This window comes from Bradyrhizobium lupini, from assembly GCF_040939785.1.
GTDB classification, from domain to species: domain Bacteria; phylum Pseudomonadota; class Alphaproteobacteria; order Rhizobiales; family Xanthobacteraceae; genus Bradyrhizobium; species Bradyrhizobium canariense_D.
On record NZ_CP162553.1, the window covers coordinates 3,144,605 to 3,164,735 of the forward strand.

Annotated in this window: 15 protein-coding genes and 3 pseudogenes; 9 read left to right on the forward strand and 9 right to left on the reverse strand. The window is 65.5% G+C overall.

The window, feature by feature from the left end; translation table 11 throughout:
- Positions 1-56: 56 nt before the first annotated feature.
- Both AB3L03_RS14900 and AB3L03_RS14905 read left to right on the forward strand, forming a co-directional pair.
- On the forward strand, positions 57-974 hold the full coding sequence (locus AB3L03_RS14900) for a sulfite exporter TauE/SafE family protein (protein WP_018460022.1): 918 nt from the start codon (positions 57-59) through the stop codon (positions 972-974).
- Positions 971-1,741 carry a TIGR02186 family protein gene (locus AB3L03_RS14905; RefSeq protein ID WP_368508851.1) on the forward strand — a complete coding sequence of 257 codons (771 nt, stop codon included), beginning with the start codon at positions 971-973 and terminating at the stop codon, positions 1,739-1,741. Before AB3L03_RS14900 ends, AB3L03_RS14905 begins: the two co-directional genes overlap by 4 nt.
- Positions 1,742-1,885: 144 nt before the next feature.
- Here the strand turns inward: AB3L03_RS14905 and AB3L03_RS14910 are convergent, their stop codons facing one another.
- Together AB3L03_RS14910 and AB3L03_RS14915 are read right to left on the reverse strand one after the other, a co-directional pair.
- The gene (locus AB3L03_RS14910) at positions 1,886-2,662 is read right to left on the reverse strand and encodes an MBL fold metallo-hydrolase (RefSeq protein ID WP_018460024.1); all 777 of its coding nucleotides are present in this window, start codon (positions 2,660-2,662) and stop codon (positions 1,886-1,888) included.
- A gap of 12 nt (positions 2,663-2,674) precedes the next feature.
- Positions 2,675-3,586 (reverse strand): DMT family transporter, encoded by a 912-nt coding sequence (locus tag AB3L03_RS14915; RefSeq protein ID WP_368508852.1) that lies wholly within the window; start codon positions 3,584-3,586, stop codon positions 2,675-2,677.
- Positions 3,587-3,685: 99 nt separating this feature from the next.
- Here AB3L03_RS14915 and AB3L03_RS14920 point away from each other — a divergent pair, with 99 nt between their 5' ends.
- Positions 3,686-4,549, forward strand: a complete 864-nt coding sequence (locus AB3L03_RS14920; RefSeq protein WP_026233925.1) for a LysR family transcriptional regulator — start codon at positions 3,686-3,688, stop codon at positions 4,547-4,549.
- Here the strand turns inward: AB3L03_RS14920 and pdeM are convergent.
- The 4 genes from pdeM to AB3L03_RS14940 form a co-directional block, all read right to left on the reverse strand.
- Complete coding sequence (gene pdeM, locus AB3L03_RS14925; RefSeq protein WP_018460027.1) at positions 4,546-5,217, reverse strand: ligase-associated DNA damage response endonuclease PdeM; 672 nt, start codon at positions 5,215-5,217, stop codon at positions 4,546-4,548. The two genes, AB3L03_RS14920 and pdeM, sit on opposite strands and share 4 nt — an antisense overlap.
- A gap of 53 nt (positions 5,218-5,270) precedes the next feature.
- Positions 5,271-7,847 carry a ligase-associated DNA damage response DEXH box helicase gene (locus AB3L03_RS14930; RefSeq protein WP_018460028.1) on the reverse strand — a complete coding sequence of 859 codons (2,577 nt, stop codon included), beginning with the start codon at positions 7,845-7,847 and terminating at the stop codon, positions 5,271-5,273.
- A 222-nt stretch (positions 7,848-8,069) separates the two neighbouring features.
- The gene (locus AB3L03_RS14935; RefSeq protein ID WP_085384950.1) at positions 8,070-9,299 is read right to left on the reverse strand and encodes an ABC transporter substrate-binding protein; all 1,230 of its coding nucleotides are present in this window, start codon (positions 9,297-9,299) and stop codon (positions 8,070-8,072) included.
- A gap of 114 nt (positions 9,300-9,413) precedes the next feature.
- Positions 9,414-10,340, reverse strand: coding sequence for a methyltransferase domain-containing protein (locus AB3L03_RS14940; protein ID WP_018460030.1), 927 nt, complete (start codon positions 10,338-10,340; stop codon positions 9,414-9,416).
- Between the two features lie 65 nt (positions 10,341-10,405).
- On the opposite strand from AB3L03_RS14940, the gene AB3L03_RS14945 reads away from it, so the two are divergent.
- From AB3L03_RS14945 to AB3L03_RS14965, 5 genes and pseudogenes are all read left to right on the forward strand, one after another.
- Positions 10,406-11,443 carry a ligase-associated DNA damage response exonuclease gene (locus AB3L03_RS14945; RefSeq protein WP_018460031.1) on the forward strand — a complete coding sequence of 346 codons (1,038 nt, stop codon included), beginning with the start codon at positions 10,406-10,408 and terminating at the stop codon, positions 11,441-11,443.
- On the forward strand, positions 11,440-13,098 hold the full coding sequence (locus tag AB3L03_RS14950) for an ATP-dependent DNA ligase (protein WP_018460032.1): 1,659 nt from the start codon (positions 11,440-11,442) through the stop codon (positions 13,096-13,098). Before AB3L03_RS14945 ends, AB3L03_RS14950 begins: the two co-directional genes overlap by 4 nt.
- A 119-nt stretch (positions 13,099-13,217) precedes the next feature.
- Positions 13,218-13,520: a DUF6460 domain-containing protein gene (locus tag AB3L03_RS14955; RefSeq protein ID WP_018460033.1), complete on the forward strand. Its 303-nt coding sequence runs from the start codon at positions 13,218-13,220 to the stop codon at positions 13,518-13,520.
- 21 nt (positions 13,521-13,541) lie between these two features.
- Positions 13,542-14,276: an MBL fold metallo-hydrolase gene (locus AB3L03_RS14960; RefSeq protein WP_018460034.1), complete on the forward strand. Its 735-nt coding sequence runs from the start codon at positions 13,542-13,544 to the stop codon at positions 14,274-14,276.
- A 1-nt stretch (position 14,277) separates the two neighbouring features.
- Positions 14,278-15,603 (forward strand): annotated as a pseudogene (locus tag AB3L03_RS14965) (MATE family efflux transporter).
- Between the two features lie 132 nt (positions 15,604-15,735).
- Here the strand turns inward: AB3L03_RS14965 and AB3L03_RS14970 are convergent.
- Both AB3L03_RS14970 and AB3L03_RS14975 read right to left on the reverse strand, forming a co-directional pair.
- Positions 15,736-16,832: pseudogene (locus AB3L03_RS14970) on the reverse strand (quinone-dependent dihydroorotate dehydrogenase).
- On the reverse strand, positions 16,829-17,173 hold the full coding sequence (locus tag AB3L03_RS14975; protein WP_018460037.1) for a DUF952 domain-containing protein: 345 nt from the start codon (positions 17,171-17,173) through the stop codon (positions 16,829-16,831). The pseudogene AB3L03_RS14970 and the gene AB3L03_RS14975 overlap by 4 nt, the downstream one beginning before the upstream one ends.
- Before the next feature lie 204 nt (positions 17,174-17,377).
- Between AB3L03_RS14975 and AB3L03_RS14980 the strand changes: the two genes are divergently transcribed.
- On the forward strand, positions 17,378-18,031 hold the full coding sequence (locus AB3L03_RS14980) for a helix-turn-helix transcriptional regulator (RefSeq protein WP_018460038.1): 654 nt from the start codon (positions 17,378-17,380) through the stop codon (positions 18,029-18,031).
- Positions 18,032-18,202: 171 nt separating this feature from the next.
- Here the strand turns inward: AB3L03_RS14980 and AB3L03_RS14985 are convergent.
- A pseudogene (locus AB3L03_RS14985) lies at positions 18,203-19,847 on the reverse strand (lysine--tRNA ligase).
- Positions 19,848-20,131 lie beyond the last annotated feature (284 nt).

Genomic DNA, 20,131 nt, shown 5'->3' on the forward strand with positions numbered 1-20,131 from the left:
CCCTCCTGCGAGCATTCCGCGCAATCGATCCGTCTCGCGGGAAGCGTGGTCTCTCGATGCAGCTCTATCTCCCGATCGCCGATCTTCCGGTCAATGTCTTCCTCGTGCTAGCGATGGGCGCGGCGGTCGGCTTCGTCTCCGGCATGTTCGGGATCGGCGGCGGCTTCCTGATGACGCCGCTTTTGATCTTCATCGGCATCACGCCGGCGGTCGCGGTCGCCTCCGTCGCGAGCCACATCGCCGCCTCGTCCTTTTCCGGCGCGCTCGCCTATTGGCGGCGACGCGCGATCGACCCGGCGCTGGCAAGCGTGCTGTTATGCGGCGGCGTGACCGGGACGGCGCTGGGCGTGTGGACCTTCACGCAGCTGCGTGCGCTCGGCCAGCTCGATCTGATGATCGCACTGTCCTACGTCGTGCTGCTCACCACCGTCGGCAGCCTGATGTTCTCCGAAGGCCTGCGCGCCCTAATGCGGACCCGGCGCGGCGCGGTGCCGCCACGACGCACCCACAACTGGATCCATGGCCTGCCGCTGAAGATGCGGTTCAAGCGTTCCAAGATCTACCTCTCGGTCATTCCGGTCGTGATCATCGGCGTCCTGATCGGCTTCATCGGCGCCATCATGGGCATCGGCGGCGGCTTCATCCTGGTGCCGATCATGATCTATCTGCTGCGGGTGCCGACCTCGACGGTGATCGGCACCTCGATGGTCCTGACGCTGGTCACGATGCTGTTTGCGACCCTGCTGCATGCGGTGACCAATCACCTTGTCGACGCGGTGCTGGCGCTGATCCTGATGGTCGGCGGTGTCACCGGCGCGCAGTTCGGCGCACGCGCCGGTCAGAAGATCCGCGGCGAGCAGCTGCGGCTGCTGCTCGGCCTCTTGATCCTCTCGGTCGGCGTTCGCTTCGCCATCGAGCTGGTGATCCGGCCCGAAGACCTCTTCACCATCCGCGAGCTGGGGGTGAACGGATGATGCGCACAGCTCTCGCGGTCCTGCTCGTTCTGCTGCTCGGCTCCGCCGCACGCGCCGAGCGGCTGATCGTGTCGGTCTCCAACCACCGCGTCACGGTGACGCCGAACTATTCCGGCGAGGAGCTGGTGTTGTTCGGTTCGGTCGAGAAGGACGCCTCCACGCCCGCCGATCGCAAGAGCTACGATCTCGTCGTCACCGTGATGGGCCCGCGCGCCGAGATGGTGACGCGGCGCAAGGAGCGCACCTTCGGGATCTGGATCAACACCGACTACCGCCAGTTCCTGGAGGTGCCGAGCTATCTCGCGCTGTTTGCCAACCGCTCCTTCGATGTCATCACCTCGCCCGAGATCGCGCGGCGCCAGCAGATCGGGCTTAACAACGTGCTGCTGACCCAGCGTGTCAGCGGCGACTATGCCGATGTGGTGCCGAACGACGTATTCCGCTCCGCCTTCATCCGCCTGCGCACCCAGCGCGGTCTCTACCGCGAGGATCCGAGCGCGGTGACGTTCCTGACGCCGACGCTGTTCCGCACCGGCATTCCGCTGCCGGCGGAGGTGCCGATCGGCACTTACGAGGTGGAGATCAAGCTGTTTGCCGACGGCGCGTTCATCGGCAAGACCGAGACCGCGTTCGAGATCGTCAAGGTCGGCTTCGAGCAGTTCGTCGCCACCACCGCGCGGCAGAACGGCCTGATCTACGGCCTCGTCACCGCCGCGATGGCGCTGATGACGGGATGGATGGCTTCGATCGTGTTTCGCAAGGATTGAGGAGACTACGCTCTCTCCTCTCGTCGTCGCCCGGCTCGACCGGGCGACCCAGTATTCCAGAGGCCTGCGTTAGGCGACTCGCTCTCACAATTACCGCCGCGGCGTACTGGATGCCCCGGTCAAGCCGGGGCATGACAGTCGGGGCTACGGCGCCTGCACCACCGTCGGCACGCCGGGCTCGAGCAATCGCAGCCGCGTCCCGAAGCCGAGCACGTCGAAGGTCTTGCGTAGATCCTCGCTGTTCTGGCGGAAATGCGCCCAACCCTCCGTATGAACCGGCACGATCATCGCATCGGGGAAGGCGCGCGCGGTCTCGATGGTGTCGTTGGTGTCCATGGTCAGATGGAACGGCCCGCGCGTTTGCGCGGCGCCGGCGAAAGGCATCACCACGCCGCATTTGAAACGGCGCGCGACCTCGGCGACGCCGTCGAACCAGGTGGTGTCGCCGCTGATGTAGACCGATGTGGTGTCGGTCCGGCTCGACGACACCACGAAGCCGATGACGTCGCCTGACAGCGGCTCGATGCCGGCCGGCCCGTGACGCGCCGGGGTCGCAGTAATCGTCAGCGAGTTGCCGTCACGATCTTTCAGATGCGCCGTGCCCCACGGCGCCAAACCTTCGACATGCCCGCCGAGGCGCTGCGCGCCGGCCTCGGTGGTCAGCACGCGCTTCACATGTTTGAGAAAGTCGCGGCCGGAATTGTCGAGATTGTCCGAATGCTGGTCGTGGCTGAGCAGCACGGCATCGATCGGGCCGATCGCATCGGCCTTGAGCGCAGGGCCGATCGTCTTCTCCAGCTTCACATGCGGCAGCTGATAGGCGGTGTGCGCGTCATCGAAGGTCGGATCGGTGAGCAAACGGAAGCCATCGATCTCGATCAGCGCAGTGGGACCGCCGATCAGGGTGATGGAAATGGGCATGATGGACTCCTCTTACGAGACGGATTTGGCGGGCCGCGTCACCAGATAGATGCCGAGTGCGACCGGGATGATTCCGAGCAGATCGCGCGCCTCGACATGTTCGCCGAGCACGAGATACGCAAACAGCATGCCGAGCGGCGGCATCAGGAAATGATAGGCACTGGCAGCCGTCGCGCCACACACTTTCAAGAAATGAAACCAGAGCCAGTACGCCAGGATCGAGCCGCCGAGCACGAGGAAGGCGAAGGCGCCGATCAGGCCCGGCGTGAAATCGATGGGATGAACATCGGCGAAGGTGAGCGCCACCGGCGTCAGCACGATGCCGGCGGCGAGATTCTGCACGCCATTGCCGATCCACAGCGAGCCCTTCGGCGCGAGCAGCTTGAACAAAATGGTGCCGGCGACGAGGGAGGCGAGCGAGGCCAGCGTGAACACGATGCCGTGCAGCGAGTCGGTGCCGACCGACAGGCGGTGCCAGACGATCAAGGTCACGCCGGTGATGCCGAGCAGGAGGCCGCTCGCCTTGCGCCAGGTCATGCCTTCGCCGAGCAGCAGCGCGGCGAGGCCCGCCGTGAACACCGGATTGGCCGACACGATCAGGCCGCCGAGGCCGGCGGAGACCGATTGCAGCCCGGTGTAGCCGAGGCCGAGATAGAGCGCGTTGTTGGCGACGCCGAGCACGGCAAAGATCGCGGCATCGCGCCAGGACAGCGACCAGTCGTCGCCGCGGACCAGCGTGGCACCGAGGATCAAGATGCCGGCGAGCGAGAAGCGCGCGGCGAGCAGGATCAGCGGCGGGCAATGGGTCACGCCGATCTTGCCGGCGACGAAGGCGTAGCTCCAGAGCAGGCAGAACAGGCCGATGGCCAGCGGCAGCGTGTTGAAGCGGCTGCGCGGAACGGCAAGCGAAGGGGCGAGCGACATGAGGGGCATTCTCCTGAGCCCTCGATCTAGGGAGCCGGCTTGTCATTTTGAAATTAAATGATTAACTTTCAGCCAGTGGATTTTCGAATGGAGGCAGCCATGCTCGATCTGGAGCTCCTGCGCAGCTTCGTGTCGGTGGTCGATGCCGGCGGCTTCACCCGCGCCGGCGAGCGCGTCCATCGCACCCAATCGACCGTCAGCCAGCAGATCAAGCGGCTGGAGGAGGATGTCGGCCAGGTCCTGCTGCATCGCGACGGCAAGGACGTGCGCCCCACCGAAGCCGGCGAGCGGCTGCTGTCCTATGCGCGGCGGTTGTTGTCGCTTGCGGAAGAGGCGCGCGACGTGCTGCGCCAGCCCGACGGCGAAGGCGCAATCCGGCTCGGCATCCCCGAGGACTTTGCGGCGTATCGGCTGGCGAAACTGCTCGGCGCGTTCTCGCGCTCGCATCCGGGCCTGCGGCTCGATGTGCGCGCCGACCAGAGCAAGAATCTCGCCCGCGACCTCGATCGCGGCGAGCTCGATCTGGCGCTGTTCAAGCGCGCGGCCGGTGAGAAAGGCGCGATTGCGGTGTGGCCGGAGCAGGTGCACTGGGTGACCAGCAAGAGCCATCCGATCCACGCCGATGTCGCCTCCGTGCCGCTGATCGGCTTTCCGCTCGGCTGCCTCTACCGCGCCGGCGCCATCCATGCGCTGGAAAGCGCGGGCCGCATTTGGCACATGTCCTATACGTCATCGAGCCTGGCCGGCATCCAGGCCGCGGTCGCGGCCGGCATGGGCTTGAGCATCCTGTCGGAGATGGCGATCCAGTCCGACCACCGCGTGCTGAGCGCGAAGGACGGCTTTGCGCCGATCAACCGGACCGAAGTGGCGCTGATGGCCGCGCCGGGCGCAAGTCCCGCGACGTTGCGGCTGGCAGATCGGCTGGCGGAGTTCTGCGACGACGTGCAGGCGAAAGCGGCTTAGCTGCACCGTGACGCGGCGATCGCGTGGACGCGGCGGTCGCCGAGCAGGTGCGCGACAAAACCGTTCATTGGAAAGATCTTTGCAAACGCCACATCGCGGATGCTGAGGCCGCCGGCGTAGGCGCCGAAGGCGGGCATCACGGCACGCTCGCCGTCACAGGCGAAACAGCGGCGCTCCATCGAGCGGCCGCGCGCGGAGACACGCGCCTTGGGATGAAGATGGCCGGCGATCTCGCCGCTCGCGCCCGTCGGCTCGTGGCGGAAGGTGATCGGACCGATCGCAACTTCGTCGGCGACGGTGCCGCCGAGATCACGCGGCAGCGCCGGATCGTGATTGCCTGAGATCCAGATCCAGTCGCGGCCAGCCTGCAAGGCGGCGACCGCGTCGCGATCCTCCGCCGACAGCCGTCCATGCGCCGTGCGATCGTGAAAACTGTCGCCGAGCGCGATGACGATTCGGGGATCATGGCGGGAGATGACAGCAGCGAGACGACTGAGCGTCGCGATGGTGTCGTAAGGCGGCAGCAGCACGCCGCGCATGGCGAAGCTGGAACCTTTTTCCAGATGCAGGTCGGAGACGACGAGCAGGCGCTGCTCTTCCCAGAATAGCGCGCCGGAGAGATCGGCCGCGAAGGTCACGCTGCTGATGCTGACATTCGAAACGCGCATGTCCTCGATATCCCCTGAAACCAGCGCGCCTGCCCCCACGTCAAAACCTGCTGTTATCCCATCGCCTCTTTGACGAGCTCGTCGGCGGCCTCCGCCAGGAGCTCGTCTCCAGCTTCGCCATAGACTGACTCGCGGCCGATTTCCAGCATCACGGGGACGGCGAGCGGGGAGACGTGGTCGAGTTCCCGATGCGTGATGCGGCCCCGGATGCGGGTGAGCATGTCGCTGAGGCGTCGCAGATCGAGCAGGCCAGTGGCGGCATCGGCACGGGCGGCGCGCAACAGCACGTGATCGGCCTGGTGCTTGCGCAGGACGTCGTAAACGAGATCGGTCGAGAACAGCACCTGACGGCGGCTCTTCTCCTCACCGGTGTGCCGCCGCGCAATCAGGCCGGAGATGATCGCGCAATTGCGGAACGTGCGCTTCATCAGCGCGGATTCGGCAAGCCACGCTTCGAGGTCGTCGCCGAGCATGTCGGGATCGAACAGCGCGTCGAGGTCGATCCTGCCGTCCCGGATCATGGAGGACATGTCGCCGAGCGCCCAGACCGCGATCGCATATTCATTGGCGACGAAACCGAGCGGCCGGGCGCGGGCGCGCTCCAGCCGGCGCGTCAAGAGCATGCCGAGCGTCTGATGCGCGAGACGGCCTTCGAAGGGATAGCAGACGACGTAATGCTTGTTGGCGCGGGGAAAACTCTCGACCAGCAGCTCGCGCACCGCCGGCACGCGCGAGACGTCCTTTTGCAGCGACAGCCAGTCGCGCACCTGCTCCGGCAAGGCGCCCCACGCGCGCCCGTCATCGAGCAGGCGGCGAACCCGTTCGGCAAGATAGGTCGAGAGCGGAAACTTGCCGCCCATATAGGACGGCACCTTCGGGTCCTTGTCGTTGGCGCGCGAGACATAGACCTGGTCTTCGACCAGGGTTTCGTAGCGCACCACCTCTCCTGAGAACACGAAGGTGTCGCCCGGGCTGAGACCCTCGATGAAGGCTTCCTCGATCTCGCCGAGCAGCCTGCCGCCGCGCGCGATCACGCCGGTCGACCCGCCTGCTTTTCCTTGACCTCCGCCGCGCGAGCGCACCAGCCGCACCTTGAGCATGTCGTCCTCGACGATGGTGCCGACATTCATCCGGTAGCTCTGCCGCACCCTGGGATTGGCGACGCGCCAGCGTCCCTCCTTGTCCTGCTTGATCCGCGCGAAACGCTCATAGGTCTTCAGCGCGTAGCCGCCGGAGGCGACGAAATCGACCACGTCGTCGAAGTCCTGCCGCGTGAGATCGGCGTAGGGCGCGGCGGTGCGGACCTCACCGTAAAGCTCGTCGGAGAAAAACGGCTCGCCGCAGGCGCAGCCGAGCACGTGCTGGGCCAGCACATCGAGCGCACCCAGGCGCAGCGGCGGCGTGTCCTGCGCATTCTCCGCGATGGCGTCGATCGCGACGCGGCACTCCAGCACCTCGAATCGGTTCGCGGGCACCAGCACCGCGCGCGAGGCTTCGTCGAGCCGGTGGTTGGCGCGGCCGATGCGCTGCATCAGGCGCGAGGAGCCCTTGGGCGCGCCGATATTGACGACGAGATCGACGTCGCCCCAGTCGACGCCGAGATCGAGCGAGGAGGTACAGACCACGCCGCGCAGTTTGCCCGCCGACATCGCGTCTTCGACCTTGCGGCGCTGGGCGACGTCGAGCGAGCCGTGATGCAGCGCGATGGCAAGATTGTCGTCGTTCATGCTCCAGAGATTCTGGAACAGCATCTCGGCCTGGCTGCGGGTGTTGACGAAAACCAGCGTGGTCTTGTTCGCCTTGATCAGCTCGTAGATCTCGGGAAGTGCGTGGCGCGCACTGTGGCCGGCCCAGGGCAGGCGTTCGCGCGTGTCCATCATCTCGACCAGCGGCGGTGCGGCGCCGCCGGCAAGGACGATGTCGGCCGCCGCTTCCTTGCCGCCGGGCTGCGGCACCAGGAAGCGCGCCAGCGATTCAGGCTCGGCCACGGTCGCCGACAGGCCAATCGCCCGCATCTGCGGCGCCAACCGCCACAGCCGCGCGAGTCCAAGCGACAGCAGATCGCCGCGCTTGGACGTCACCAGCGCGTGCAGCTCGTCGAGCACGATGCGCTTCAAGGAGGAAAACAGGAACGGCGCGTCGTCGGAGGACAGCAGCAGCGCAAGCTGCTCCGGCGTCGTCAGCAAAATGTCCGGCGGATAGCGCCGTTGCCGCTGCCGCCGCGACGTCGGCGTGTCGCCGGTACGGGTCTCGATCTTGATCGGCAGCGCCATCTCGGCGACGGGGCGCTCGAGGTTGCGCGCGATATCGACCGCGAGCGCCTTGAGCGGCGAGATGTAGAGCGTGTGCAGGCCGCCGGTGCGTTGCAGACTGCGGCCGGTGGAGATCACCGATTTCGCCGAAGCTTTGGGCGCGGAGCTCAGCTCGACCAGCGTCGGCAAGAATCCCGCCAGCGTCTTGCCGGCGCCGGTGGGCGCGATCAGCAATGCGGATCGGTCCTCGCGCGCCTTCTCCAGCAGCGCCAATTGATGCGCGCGCGGCGACCAGCCGCGGGCCGCGAACCACGCCTTGAAGCGGTCGGGCAGCAGCGCGGCAGGTTCGACCGGGATTTTGCGGATGCGGGGCGGCACGGCATCACAGGTAAGCCGTGGGGACGGGTTCGTCGAGGGGGTGAACGACGAGGGCGATACTGCCGTTCCCTCTCCCCTTGTGGGAGAGGGTGGATCGCCGCGAAGCGGCGAGACGGGTGAGGGGTATCTCTCCGCGAAAGAGCATCGTTCGAGTACGCGGAGAAAGCCCCCTCATCCGGCGCTTCGCGCCATCTTCTCCCACAAGGGGAGAAGAAAGCGCCCCTACTCCGACATCGGCTTGTCGGAGATGTCCCAGTCCTTGCCGGTGAAGGTGGAGATGAAGAGCGTCTTCATCGGCGTGTAATCGTCAGGCGTGTAGTCGTAAGTGACGCCGTCGAGGAAATAAGGCGAGTGGAAGCCTTTGAGGTTGGAAGCCTGCTTCAGCACGTTGGCGCGGGTGAGCTCGTCGCCGCAGCGGCGCAGGATCTCGCCCATGGTGACGGCCTGGCCGTAGCCGGCGAAGGCGATGGTGTTGTCTTGATCGATCGCCGGCGTGTACTTCTTGCGCAGCTCCTCGAACGCCATGACGTCGGGGTCCTTCTCCCATTTGGGCAGGCCGACTTCCTTGTTGTAGCGGATGGCGACGATGCCGGCGGCGTTCTCGAGGCCCGCGGCATTGAGGATGGAGCGGCCGGTCGAGCCGGCCGACAGCAGCTGCAGCGGCTTCCAGCCGAGCTCGGCTACTTTCCGGATCGACTGCGACGAGGCCTTGCCGGTGGAGATGTTGTAGAAGACGTCCGCACCCGACTTCGAGAGGTTGATGAGCTGGGAATCGACCGTCGGATCGGTCAGATCGTAGGTCTGCTCCATGATCACCTTGGCGGTGCCGCCGGCGTCTTCCAGAACCTTCTTGAAGGGGCCGAGGAAGTCGCGGCCGAAATCGTCGTTCTGGTACAGGATGCCGACCTTCGCGTTCGGCTTCACGCTGACGACGTGCCGCGCCAGGATCCGCGCCTCGGTCGGATAGAGCGGCAAGCCCGCCATCGTCCATTTGAACTCTTTCGGGTTATTCCACTTCGACGCGCCGGTGTTGAGCAGCAACTGCGGCACGCCCTTCGAGTTGAGGTATTTGTGCACGGCGGTCTGCGGCGCGGTGCCGAGCGAGCCGTAGAGCGCGAGCACCTCCTCCTGCTCGACCAGGCGCCGCGTCGCCTCGACGCATTTCGGCGCGCTGTAGGCATCATCCATGGTGAGGAATTTGACCTTGCGTCCGTTGATGCCGCCCTTTTCGTTCAGCATCTGGAAATAGGCCTCGCCGACGCGCCCGAGCACGCCGTAGAGCGAGCCGGGGCCGGAATGCGGCACGGTCTGCCCGATCTTGATCTCGGTGTCGCTGGCGCCGGAATCGTATTTCTTCTCCGCGGCCCAGACATAGGGCGCGGGCAAGGTGGAGGCCGCGATGGTCGCGAGCGCGGCGGCGCTGAAATCGCGCCGCGATGGATTCCTGGTCATTGTTTGTTTCTCCCTGGTGCGCGCATTGTGCTGGCATCGCCGCACGGCTCGCAAGTGGGAAGTCGCGGCTTTGCGACGCAATGACGCTTAAAGCGCCGCTTATAGCGCCTAAACTCAAGTTTTCTCGGCGACCACGACGAGGCCGCCCACCGGTTCGTTGTTCTCGGTGCGTGGCGAGGCCTGCTCCAATGTGAGGAGCTTGAGGCCGGCCTTCGCCATCGCATCGCGCACATATTCCGCCGAATGGGCATAGCGCAGGCCTTCGCCGAGAACGATGCCGCTGCCGTCATGGGTCTCCAGCGTGAACGCAAGCACGCCGCCGGGCGCGAGCACGCGCCTGGCTTCGCCGAGCACCGGTGCGAGATCGGGGAGATAGACGAACGCATCGGCAGCGACGACGAGGTTTGCGCTCGCCTCGCTCCTGCTGCGCAGGCCTTCGATCATGTCGGCGACTTCGAGCTCGGCATAGAGGCCGGTGGCTCGCGCCTCCTTGACCATGCCGGGCGACAGATCGATGCCGATGAACTGGTCGACCTGTTTGGCGAAGGCGGCGGCCGCGAGCCCCGTACCGCAGCCGAGATCGATGGCGCGCTTGAACAGGGCGGGCTTCTTCGCGGCGACGCGGGCAGCCACCACCGCCTTGAAGATCAGCGACGGCGCGCGATAGCCGAGATCGTTGATCAGCACGTGCTCGAAGCGCGGGGCGTATTGATCGAACAAGGCCTGCACATAGGCCTTGGGCATCTCGGACAATTGCGCATCGCCGAGGCGTATCAGATGCAGATGAGCGCCATGCTGATCGCTCGGGTCGGACTCGCGCGATTTGCGAAAGGCCGCAATGGCCTTGTCGCGCTCGCCGAGTTGCGCGCGGATTTCGCCGAGCGTGAACCAGGCCGAGGTGAAATTCGGCGCAATCTCGATGGTCTGCTCCAGCAGGTCGGCGGCGGCCGCCAGATCGCCCTTGAGCTGGAGGTCGCGCGCGAACTCGAAGCGGCGGTCGGCCATGAGATCGCCGGAGGTCAGGAACAAGCGCAGGGGCATTGTGGGAACCAGGGAACGAAGCGGTGATGACTCGAAGATGCGGGGTCGCGACCTATATAACAGGCATGCGTCCGCAAGACATCCTGCTGCCAGTTGCCGCCGGCCTATGCTGTAAGCCGGGCGGCTTCCATATCGACCCCGTCCGGCCGGTCGAGCGGGCCGTGATCACCCACGGCCATTCCGACCATGCCCGCGCCGGCCACGGCGCGGTGCTGGCGACGCAGGAAACGCTGGACATGATGCGGCTGCGCTATGGCGAGAATTTTGCCGGCTCCACCCAAGCAATCCACTATGGCGAGGAGATCCGGCTCGGCGACGTCAGCGCGAAGTTTCACCCGGCCGGCCATGTGCTCGGTTCGGCGCAGGTCGCGGTCACCTGCAAGGACACCTGCATCGTCGCCTCCGGCGACTACAAGGATGCGCCCGACCCGACCTGCACGCCGTTCGAGCTCGTACGCTGCGACGTCTTCATCACCGAGGCAACGTTCGGCCTGCCGGTGTTTCGCCATGGCGATGCGGCCGACGAGGTCAAGAAGCTGCTGGCGTCGGTGGCGCTATTTCCGGAGCGCGCGCATCTCGTCGGCGCCTATTCGCTTGGCAAGGCGCAGCGCGTGATCGCTCTGCTGCGCCAAGCGGGTTACGACGCGCCGATCTATCTGCATGGCGCGATGGAGAAGATCACGCATTACTATCAGAGCCGCGGAATCGAGCTCGGCGAGTTGCGGCCGGCGAAGGGCGTCAAGAAGGCGGCGCTCGCCGGCACCATCACGCTGGCGCCGCCCTCTGCAACATCCGATCTCTGGACCCGCCGGTTTCCCGATCCCGTCACGGCATTCGCCTCTGGCTGGATGCGGGTGCGCGCCCGCGCGCGGCAACGCGGCATCGAGCTGCCGCTGGTGATCTCGGATCACGCCGATTGGGACGGCCTCACCGCCACGATCGCCGCGACCGGTGCCGGCGAGATCTGGGTTACCCATGGCCAGGAAGACGCGCTGGTGCATTGGTGCCAAAGCAAGGGTTTGCGGTCGCGGCCGCTCGATCTCGTCGGCTATGGCGACGAGGAGGAGACCGAGACGCCGCTCGCTGACGAGGCCGAAGCATGAACCGCTTCGCCGAACTTCTCGACCGCCTCGCCTACGAACCCGGCCGCAACAACAAGCTGCGGCTGATCACGAGTTATTTTCGCGAGGTCGCCGATCCCGATCGCGGCTACGCGCTGGCCGCGCTGACCGGTGCGCTGAGTTTCAAGCACGCAAAACCTTCTCTGCTGCGCGATCTTATCGCCCAGCGAACTGACCCGGTCTTGTTCGGCCTATCCTGGGACTATGTAGGCGATCTCTCCGAGACAATCGCGCTGATGTGGCCGAAGGCCGTGGGTGTCCACAACAACCCACCTCCCCCAACCCTCACCGAGGTGGTCACCACCCTGCGCACCCTCGGCAAGACCGAGCTGCCGAAGCAGCTCGAGCGCTGGCTCGACGAATTGGATGAGACCGGCCGCTGGGCGCTGTTGAAGCTCGTCACCGGCGCGCTGCGCATCGGCATCTCCGCGCGCCTGGCAAAGACCGCGGCCGCCGCGCTCGGCGACAAGGACCCGCATGAGGTCGAGCTGATCTGGCCCGGTCTCGCGCCGCCTTATCTCGACCTGTTCGCCTGGCTGGAAGGCCGCGGCGACAAGCCAGTCAATCGCGATCCCGCGCCGTTCCGTCCTGTCATGCTGGCGCATGCGATCGAGGACACCGATTTCGCTGCACTCGATCCCGCCGACTACATCGCCGAATGGAAATGGGACGGCATCCGCGTGCAGGCGGTGGCCGGCCGCGACGAGCACGGCCACATCACCGCTCGGCTCTATTCGCGCACCGGCGAGGACATCACCGGGAGCTTTCCGGACCTCGTGCCGTCGCTGCGGCTGCCCGGCGCCATCGACGGCGAGCTTCTGATCCTGCGCGAAGGGCGCGTGCAAAGTTTCAATTTTCTGCAGCAGCGGCTCAACCGCAAGGTCGTGTCTCCGAAGCTGATCAAGGAATTTCCGATTCATCTGCGCGCCTACGATCTGCTCGGCGACGACGAGAACGATTTGCGCGAGCTGCCTTTCGCGGAGCGGCGCGAACGGCTGGAGACCTTCATCGGTAAGCTCGACGATCCCCGCATCGATCTGTCGCCCACCGTCGCCTTCGCAAGCTGGGAGGCGCTGACCGCAGCACGCGCCGATCCCGCCAGCGCTGGTGCGGGCGAGGACGCGGACGCCGTCGAAGGCGTGATGCTGAAGCGGCGCGACGCACCCTATCTGCCGGGGCGGCCGAAGGGACAATGGTGGAAATGGAAGCGCGATCCGCACATCATCGACGCCGTGCTGATGTATGCGCAGCGCGGCCACGGCAAGCGCTCGTCCTACTATTCCGACTACACCTTCGGCGTTTGGACCGCAGGGCCGGGCAGTGACGAACTGGTGCCGGTCGGAAAAGCCTATTTCGGCTTCACGGACGAGGAGCTGCTCCAGATCGACCGCTTCGTGCGTCGCAATACCACCGAAAAATTCGGCCCCGTCCGCCACGTCGTGCACGAGCCAGACAAGGGGCTGGTGCTGGAGGTCGCCTTCGAGGGGCTGCAGCGCTCACCACGGCACAAATCCGGCGTCGCGATGCGCTTTCCCCGCATCAGCCGGCTGCGCTGGGACAAGCCGCCGCGGGAGGCCGACCGGCTGGAAACGCTGGAAAAGATGCTGAAAGCGGAGGCGGCCGAGGTTGAGGCTTAAGAAGCCCCGGGCGTGTGCTTGCCCGAATTAAAATCCCGTAAGCCGATTGACGCCCCCTCACAGGTTCCCCATGTCCCCGCCTTGCCCTATGATAGGTCGAATCCCCTGAGGAGTTTGAGATGGCCCACGACGTCAGAGATTTGCCGGCCGGCCGCAGTGACGGCCTGCACCGCTTTCTCGGCGGCTCGCCGCTGGCGGTCGCGTTTCGCCTGGTGCTGCTCTCGATCCTCGTCGGCGTCGTGCTGGCGGCGATCGGCTTCGACCCCTGGAATATCATCTTAAGCATTCGTCTTCTGTTCCAGCGTTTGTGGGATCTCGGCTTCGATACCGTGAACTGGCTGTGGCGCTACTTCCTGCTCGGCGCTGTCATCGTGATTCCGATCTGGCTGCTGATGCGCGTTTTCGGCGCGCCACGCAGGTAAAGGATTTGGAGCTGGCGGCCGATGCAATTGCGCTTTGTCGGCTGCGGCGACGCCTTCGGATCCGGCGGCAGGCTCAATACCTGCTTCCACGTCTCGGGGCGCGAAGCCAACTTCCTGATCGATTGCGGCGCGTCGGCTTTGCCGGCACTGAAGCGGCTGGAGATCGACCGCAATGAGATCGATCTCATCCTGATCACGCATTTCCACGGCGACCATTTTGCCGGGCTGCCGTTTGTCCTGCTCGACGCACAATTCTCGCGGCGGACGCGGCCGCTCACGATCGCCGGCCCCAAAGGCATCGAGACGCGGCTGCGTGAGGTGATGGAGGCTCTGTTCGAGCACTCCTCGAAGACGAAACAGCGCTTCGAGCTGTCCGTCGTCGAGCTCGCGCCCGAGCAGAGCCAAAGCTTCGGCGCGGTGACGGTGACGCCCTATCCCGTCGTGCACGGCGAATCCGGTGGACCGTTCCTCGCTTATCGCGTCGAAGCCGAGGGTCGCACGCTGGCCTACAGCGCCGATACCGAATGGACGGAGACGCTCATTCCGCTGGCGCATGGCGCCGACCTTTTCATCGCCGAAGCCTATATGTACGAGAAGGTGGTCAAGAATCACCTCAGCCTGACGACCTTGGAACAGCACCTTCCCGAAATCGGCGCAAAACGCCTCGTGCTCACCCATATGAGCGAAGACGTGCTGTCGCGCCTCGACGACATCGCCCATCTCGCCGCCGAAGACGGCATGGTGCTCGTGTTCTGACATGCACGCACCCGTTCACTTGAAGATCGGTTCCCGTCAGGTCTTCGCCATCGCAGGCCCGGCGATGGTCGCCAACCTCACCACGCCACTGATCGGCGTGGTCTCGACCACCGCGATCGGACGGCTGGACGACGCCGCGCTGCTCGGCGGCGTCGCCATCGCGTCCGTCATCTTCGATTGCCTGTTCTGGCTGTTCGGTTTCCTGCGCATGAGCACGCTCGCCTTCACGGCGCAGGCGCTCGGCGCCGGCGAGACGCGCGAGCTGACCGCGATCCTGGTGCGCGGCTTCATCGTCGCCGGCTTGATCGGCGTAGCACTGATCGCGCTGCAACTGCCGCTGGCCACCGTGCTGTTCGACCTGATGGGCGGCAGCGAAGGCGTCACGCGCGCGGCGAAAACCTACTTCGTGATCCGGATCTGGTCGGCGCCGCTGGCGCTCGTCAATTATGTTATCCTGGGCTGGCTGGTCGGCCAGGCTCGCGCCAACCCGGCGCTCGCGCTCCAAATCGTCATCAATCTCGTCAACGCGGCGGCGACGATCCTGCTGGTGCTGGTCTACGACACCGGGATCGCAGGTGCTGCGATCGCAGCGCTGCTGTCTGAAGCGGCCGGATTCGGCCTCGGCATGATCGTCTGCCGCCGCTATGCGGACGGTGGGTTCGCGGTGCCGTACGCAGAGCTGTTCGACCGGGCCAAGCTGATGCGGCTGCTGGCCGTGAATTCCGACATCCTGATCCGTACCGCGGCGCTGATCGCCGTGTTCTTGTTCTTCACCGCCAAGGGCGCGCGGGCCGGCGACGTCACGCTGGCCGCGAATTCCGTGCTCAACAATTTTCTGCTGGTCAGCGCCTTCTTTCTCGATGGTCTAGCGAACGCAGCCCAGCAGCTTTGCGGCCGTACGCTCGGCGCACGCGACGCCAGGGGATTTGCTGATTAGACCCGGCTGGTGCTGCTATGGGGGCTCGGCTTCGCGCTGGTCGTGTCCGCGCTATTCGCGGTATTCGGGCCGAACTTAATCGATTTCATGACGGCGAGCGAAAGCGTCCGTCGCGGCGCGCGGGAATTCCTGCCGTTCGTCGTGCTCGCGCCGATTCCCGGCGTGTTCGCCTTCGGCTTCGACGGCATCTATATCGGCGCGACCTGGGCGCGTGAGATGCGCAATCTGATGCTGGCCTCGCTCGCGATCTTCCTCGCCACATGTTGGGCGCTGCAATCGTTCGGCAATGCCGGGCTGTGGAGCGCGCTGATCGCCTCCTACGTCTCGCGCGGCGGCTTGCAGGCCGCGCGCTATCCGGCGCTGTACAGGAAGACGTTTTCGAGGTCGTAGCTCTCGTGTCCCGGACACGCTGCAGGGTGAAACGCTGCTGCGCGGAGCCGGGACCCAGAATGCCGCGAGCGTGGGCCCCGGTTCAGCAGTGCATCACTAACGTGCTGCGCTGCGCTCGGGGCACGAGACCGCCTACATCCCCGGCCAGTCTTCCGCCGTCAGCGTGGCGGCGTCGGAGCCGACGATCTCGGAGAGAGAATCCCGCCCCGTCCGCAATAGGGTCGAGGCGAGGTCACGCTTGATCTCGTCGACGATGCCGAGGCCCTTGTAGACCAGCGACGAATAGAGCTGGATCAGGCTCGCGCCGGCGCGGATCTTCGTCAGCGCGGCGCCGCCCGAGTCCACCCCCCGACACCGATCAGGGGGAATGCGCCCTCGACGCGCACATAGGTCTCCGCGACCATCCGCGTCGACAGCCGGAACAGCGGCCGGCCGGACAGGCCGCCCTGCTCCTTGGCGCGCATCTCCTCGCGCAGCGTACTCGGCCGCGCGATCGTGGTGTTCGATACGATCATGCCATCGACCCGGCGCGAGCGCGCGACCTGCACGACGTCGTCGAGCTGGGCGAGGCTCAAATCCGGCGCGATCTTGAGCAGCACCGGCGTGTCGCCGGCGCTCTCGCGCACCCGCTGGCGCGCGTCGATCACCCTGGCGAGGAGATCGTCGAGCAGCGCGCCTTCCTGCAGATTGCGCAGGCCCGGCGTGTTCGGCGAGGAGACGTTGACGGTGAAATAGCTCGCGACCGGCGCAAAGGTCTCGATCAGCTTGACGTAATCATTGACCCGATCGGGCAGATCCTTGTTGGCGCCGACATTGACGCCGACGATGCCGCCGTGCTGCGCGCGCGCCGCAAGCCGGCGCAGGGCTGTCTCCGCACCGTCATTGTTGAAGCCCATGCGGTTGATCACGGCCTCGTCGCGCTCCAGACGAAACAGCCGCGGTCGCGGATTGCCGCTTTGCGGCTTCGGCGTCACCGAGCCGATCTCGACGAAGCCGAAGCCGAGCCGCAGCAGCGCATCCGGCACTTCGGCGCTCTTGTCGAAGCCCGCGGCCATGCCGATCGGATTGGGGAAGTTGAGCCCGAACGCACGCACCGCAAGCTTGGGATCGTCAGCGTGCGGCTTGCCCGGCGGCAGGAAGCGCAGGCCCTGGATCGCGAGGCGATGCGCATCCTCCGGATCGAGCCAACGCAGCACCGGCAGCGAGAGAGCGTCGAAAGCGCGGATCACGGGGCAAGCTCCGGAACATCGTGGCCGCCGTCGGAGCGCGTGTTGAGGTTCATCACAGCCATCACCGCGCCGAGATCGAGCTCGCCATAGAGATGCGGAAACAGCTCCTCATTGCGCGAGCGCTCCCAGCGCAACGCGCTGCCGAGCGCATCGCCGTCGACCTCGACCAGGAACAGCGCGCGCTGCCCGACATAATGCTTCTGCAGGGTCTCGGGAACCTGGGCGGCGGTCGAGAAATGGATGAATCCGTCGCGCGAATCGTCCGCGCTGCCGCGATAAACGCCCTGCCGTTCCGCCTCGCGCCAGGCCGAGGCCGGACAGATTTTGTAGATCTTGACCACCGCTTACGCAGCCCTGTTTGCCCGGGGAGACAGCTCTTTGAGTCTCCTGGGGATTTTCGTCTCTCGTGGGTCGTTAAATCCCGGGCGGGACCGTAAAGGCCACCCCTGCCGAACTCAAGACTTAGACGCCGCCTCTTGCACCGAAAACGGAAAACCGATTGATTTGAGGATAGTTTTCCTGAGTTGCGACGGGCTGGACCTTCCATGGTCAGGCAGGCCAAAGCGCAGAGGATGCTCACCCACGACCAGATCTGGGGCGCGCTGGATCGGCTGGCGGCGCGTGCCGGCCTGTCGCCGTCCGGCCTCGCCAAGCGCGCCGGGCTCGATCCCACCACCTTCAACAAGTCCAAGCGCGTTACCTCCGACGGCCGCGAGCGCTGGCCCTCGACCGAATCGATCGCGAAAGCGCTGGCGGCGGCAGATTCGTCGATCGACATTTTTGCCAGGCTGGTCGGCGACGAGGCAGGCGGCGGCCGTTCGGTGCCGCTGCTCGGCTTCGCGCTGGCGGGCGCGAGCGGCGCCTTCGACGAGTCCGGCTTTCCCGTCGGCAAGGGCTGGACCGAATTTGCCCTTCCCGCCTTCGAGGGCAACCATAGCTTCGCGCTGCAGATGTCCGGCGAAGCGCTTGCGCCCGCCTATCGCGACGGCGACATCATCCTGGTCGCGCCTGGCGCGCCGATCCACAAAGGCGATCGCGTGGTGGTGAAGACCAACGCGGGCGAGCTGACGGTGGCGACGCTGAAGCGCCGCACCGCAAAGGCTCTGGATTTGCAGCCGCTCGATGCGACGCAGGCCGAACGCAGGATGGCGGCGAGCGAGGTGGTGTGGATCGCGCGGATCGTGTGGGCAAGCCAGTGAGGCTTCGGTGTCGTCCTGGCGAAAGCCAGGACCCATTACCCCGGGAGAAGTTGTGGCACCAATTGGCCACTCCGAGTCTCCGTAACCACATCCGGCGGTGGCTATGGGTCCTGGCTTTCGCCAGGACGAATCGGGGAGATAGGTCGCGCCTACAACTCAGTTCCGTAGCTCTCACGCACTCCGCGCCAGCGCGCCGTCGATCATGTTGACCGCGTTCTGCACGCCATACACCGCGACAAAGGAGCCGAAGCGCGGGCCCTTTTCCTGGCCGAGCAGCACCTGGTAGAGCATGTTGAACCAGTCGAGCGTCACGCCCGGACGGCCGTCCTTGCCCTTCTTGACCTGGTCGAGGAACGGCTCGCGGCGGCCGATCTCGTAGACGACGTTCTGGATGTCCTCGGCCGAGGCGTCCTGCGGAAGCTGCGATAATGCATCCCGCAAATCCTGCAGCGCCGCGCGCTCGGTCTCGGTCGGTTCGCGGAACGTCTTCGTCGGCGCGACGAAGTCGCGATAATAGTTGATGGCATAGCCGACCATCGCGTCGAGCTTGGGATGCGTCTGCGGGCTCACACCGGGTCGGTAGCGACCAATGAAACCCCACAGTGTCTCGGCATTCTCCGCATTCGACGACGACACCAGCGTCAGCAGGAGCTGGAACGTGACGGGCATGTCGAACTTCGGCGGATGGCCATTGTGGACATGCCAGACCGGATTGCCGAGCTGCTGCCTGGCGTCCTGCTTCGCAAAGCCGTCGATGAACTGCTGGTAGTCGTCGACATTGCGCGGGATGACGTCGAAATACAGCCGCTTGGCCGCCTTCGGCTCGCGATACATGAACAGCGACAGCGATTCCGGCGAGGCGTAGCGCAGCCATTCGTCGATGGTCAGCCCATTGCCCTTCGACTTCGAGATCTTCTGGCCCTTGTCATCGAGGAAGAGCTCGTAGTTGAAGCCCTCCGGCGGCGTGGCGCCGAGCGCCCTGGCGATCGCGCCGGAGAGTTTGACCGAGTCGATCAGGTCCTTGCCGGCCATCTCGTAATCGACGCCGAGCGCGACCCAGCGCATCGCCCAATCGGCCTTCCATTGGCACTTGACGTTGCCGCCGGTGACCGGCGTCTCGACTTCCTGGTTGGTATCGGGATCGAGGTAGGTCACCGTGCCGGCCGCAACGTCGCGGCGGATCATCGGCACCTGCAGCACGACACCCGTGGTCTTGCTGATGGGGAGGAACGGCGAATAGGTCGCGCGGCGGTCGGGACCGAGCGTCGGCAGGATGATCGCCATCACCTTGTCGTAGGCCGCGAGCATTTTGAGCAGCGTCGCGTCGAAACGGCCGGACGTGTAATAGTCGGTCGAGCTCGCGAATTCGTAGTCGAAGCCGAAATGATCGAGGAAGGCGCGCAGCCGCGCATTGTTGTGGTGCCCGAACGACGGGTATTCGTTGGAGAACGGATCCGGCACCCGCGTCAGCGGCTTGCCGAGATGCGCGGCCAGCATCTCCTTGTTGGGGACGTTGTCGGGCACTTTCCGAAACCCGTCCATGTCGTCGGAGAACGCGAGCAGGCGGGTCTTGATCTTGTTCTCGGTCAGCACATGAAAAGCGTGCCGCACCATCGAGGTGCGCGCGACCTCGCCGAAGGTGCCGATATGCGGCAGGCCTGATGGCCCGTAGCCGGTCTCGAACAGCACCTCGTCCTTCGGGCTTTTTCTTCAGCCGCGCGACAATGGCCTTCGCCTGCTCGAACGGCCAGGCGTTGGATTGTTCGGCGAGCGCACGCAGATCGCTCGGATTCGCGGCAAGATCGATAACAGACATCTAAGGGGCCTCCGGGCCGCGGAAAATAGCGATTTCCGGGCAGAATGCAATTTTGTGAGACCCTCATCCTGAGAGCTTGTGACGCTTTTGCTCGTTCGGAGCGCCTCCGCAGCGCATAAATGATAACTCATTGACGAACTCAGAGCCGCCATTTACCGCGATAAACAGCCCCACTCCGGCGGCAGCTAGAGGTCGGTGCCGTGCTTGGATTAACGAGCGCTCCATAGGAGCGGGTCTCGAAGGATGCCCGTGAAGGGCGGGCCGCGCTCCCCACCATGAGGGTC

Excerpts from the sequence above, each read along its gene's own strand:
- AB3L03_RS14920 (WP_026233925.1), top strand. The coding sequence starts at position 3,686 with ATGCTCGATCTGGAGCTCCTGCGCAGCTTCGTGTCGGTGGTCGATGCC.
- AB3L03_RS14935 (WP_085384950.1), bottom strand. The coding sequence starts at position 9,299 with ATGACCAGGAATCCATCGCGGCGCGATTTCAGCGCCGCCGCGCTCGCG.
- AB3L03_RS14960 (WP_018460034.1), top strand. The coding sequence starts at position 13,542 with ATGCAATTGCGCTTTGTCGGCTGCGGCGACGCCTTCGGATCCGGCGGC.
- pdeM (WP_018460027.1), bottom strand. The coding sequence starts at position 5,217 with ATGCGCGTTTCGAATGTCAGCATCAGCAGCGTGACCTTCGCGGCCGAT.
- AB3L03_RS14905 (WP_368508851.1), top strand. The coding sequence starts at position 971 with ATGATGCGCACAGCTCTCGCGGTCCTGCTCGTTCTGCTGCTCGGCTCC.
- AB3L03_RS14955 (WP_018460033.1), top strand. The coding sequence starts at position 13,218 with ATGGCCCACGACGTCAGAGATTTGCCGGCCGGCCGCAGTGACGGCCTG.
- AB3L03_RS14950 (WP_018460032.1), top strand. The coding sequence starts at position 11,440 with ATGAACCGCTTCGCCGAACTTCTCGACCGCCTCGCCTACGAACCCGGC.
- AB3L03_RS14940 (WP_018460030.1), bottom strand. The coding sequence starts at position 10,340 with ATGCCCCTGCGCTTGTTCCTGACCTCCGGCGATCTCATGGCCGACCGC.
- AB3L03_RS14900 (WP_018460022.1), top strand. The coding sequence starts at position 57 with ATGCAGCTCTATCTCCCGATCGCCGATCTTCCGGTCAATGTCTTCCTC.
- AB3L03_RS14915 (WP_368508852.1), bottom strand. The coding sequence starts at position 3,586 with ATGTCGCTCGCCCCTTCGCTTGCCGTTCCGCGCAGCCGCTTCAACACG.
- AB3L03_RS14910 (WP_018460024.1), bottom strand. The coding sequence starts at position 2,662 with ATGCCCATTTCCATCACCCTGATCGGCGGTCCCACTGCGCTGATCGAG.
- AB3L03_RS14945 (WP_018460031.1), top strand. The coding sequence starts at position 10,406 with ATGCGTCCGCAAGACATCCTGCTGCCAGTTGCCGCCGGCCTATGCTGT.
- AB3L03_RS14980 (WP_018460038.1), top strand. The coding sequence starts at position 17,378 with ATGGTCAGGCAGGCCAAAGCGCAGAGGATGCTCACCCACGACCAGATC.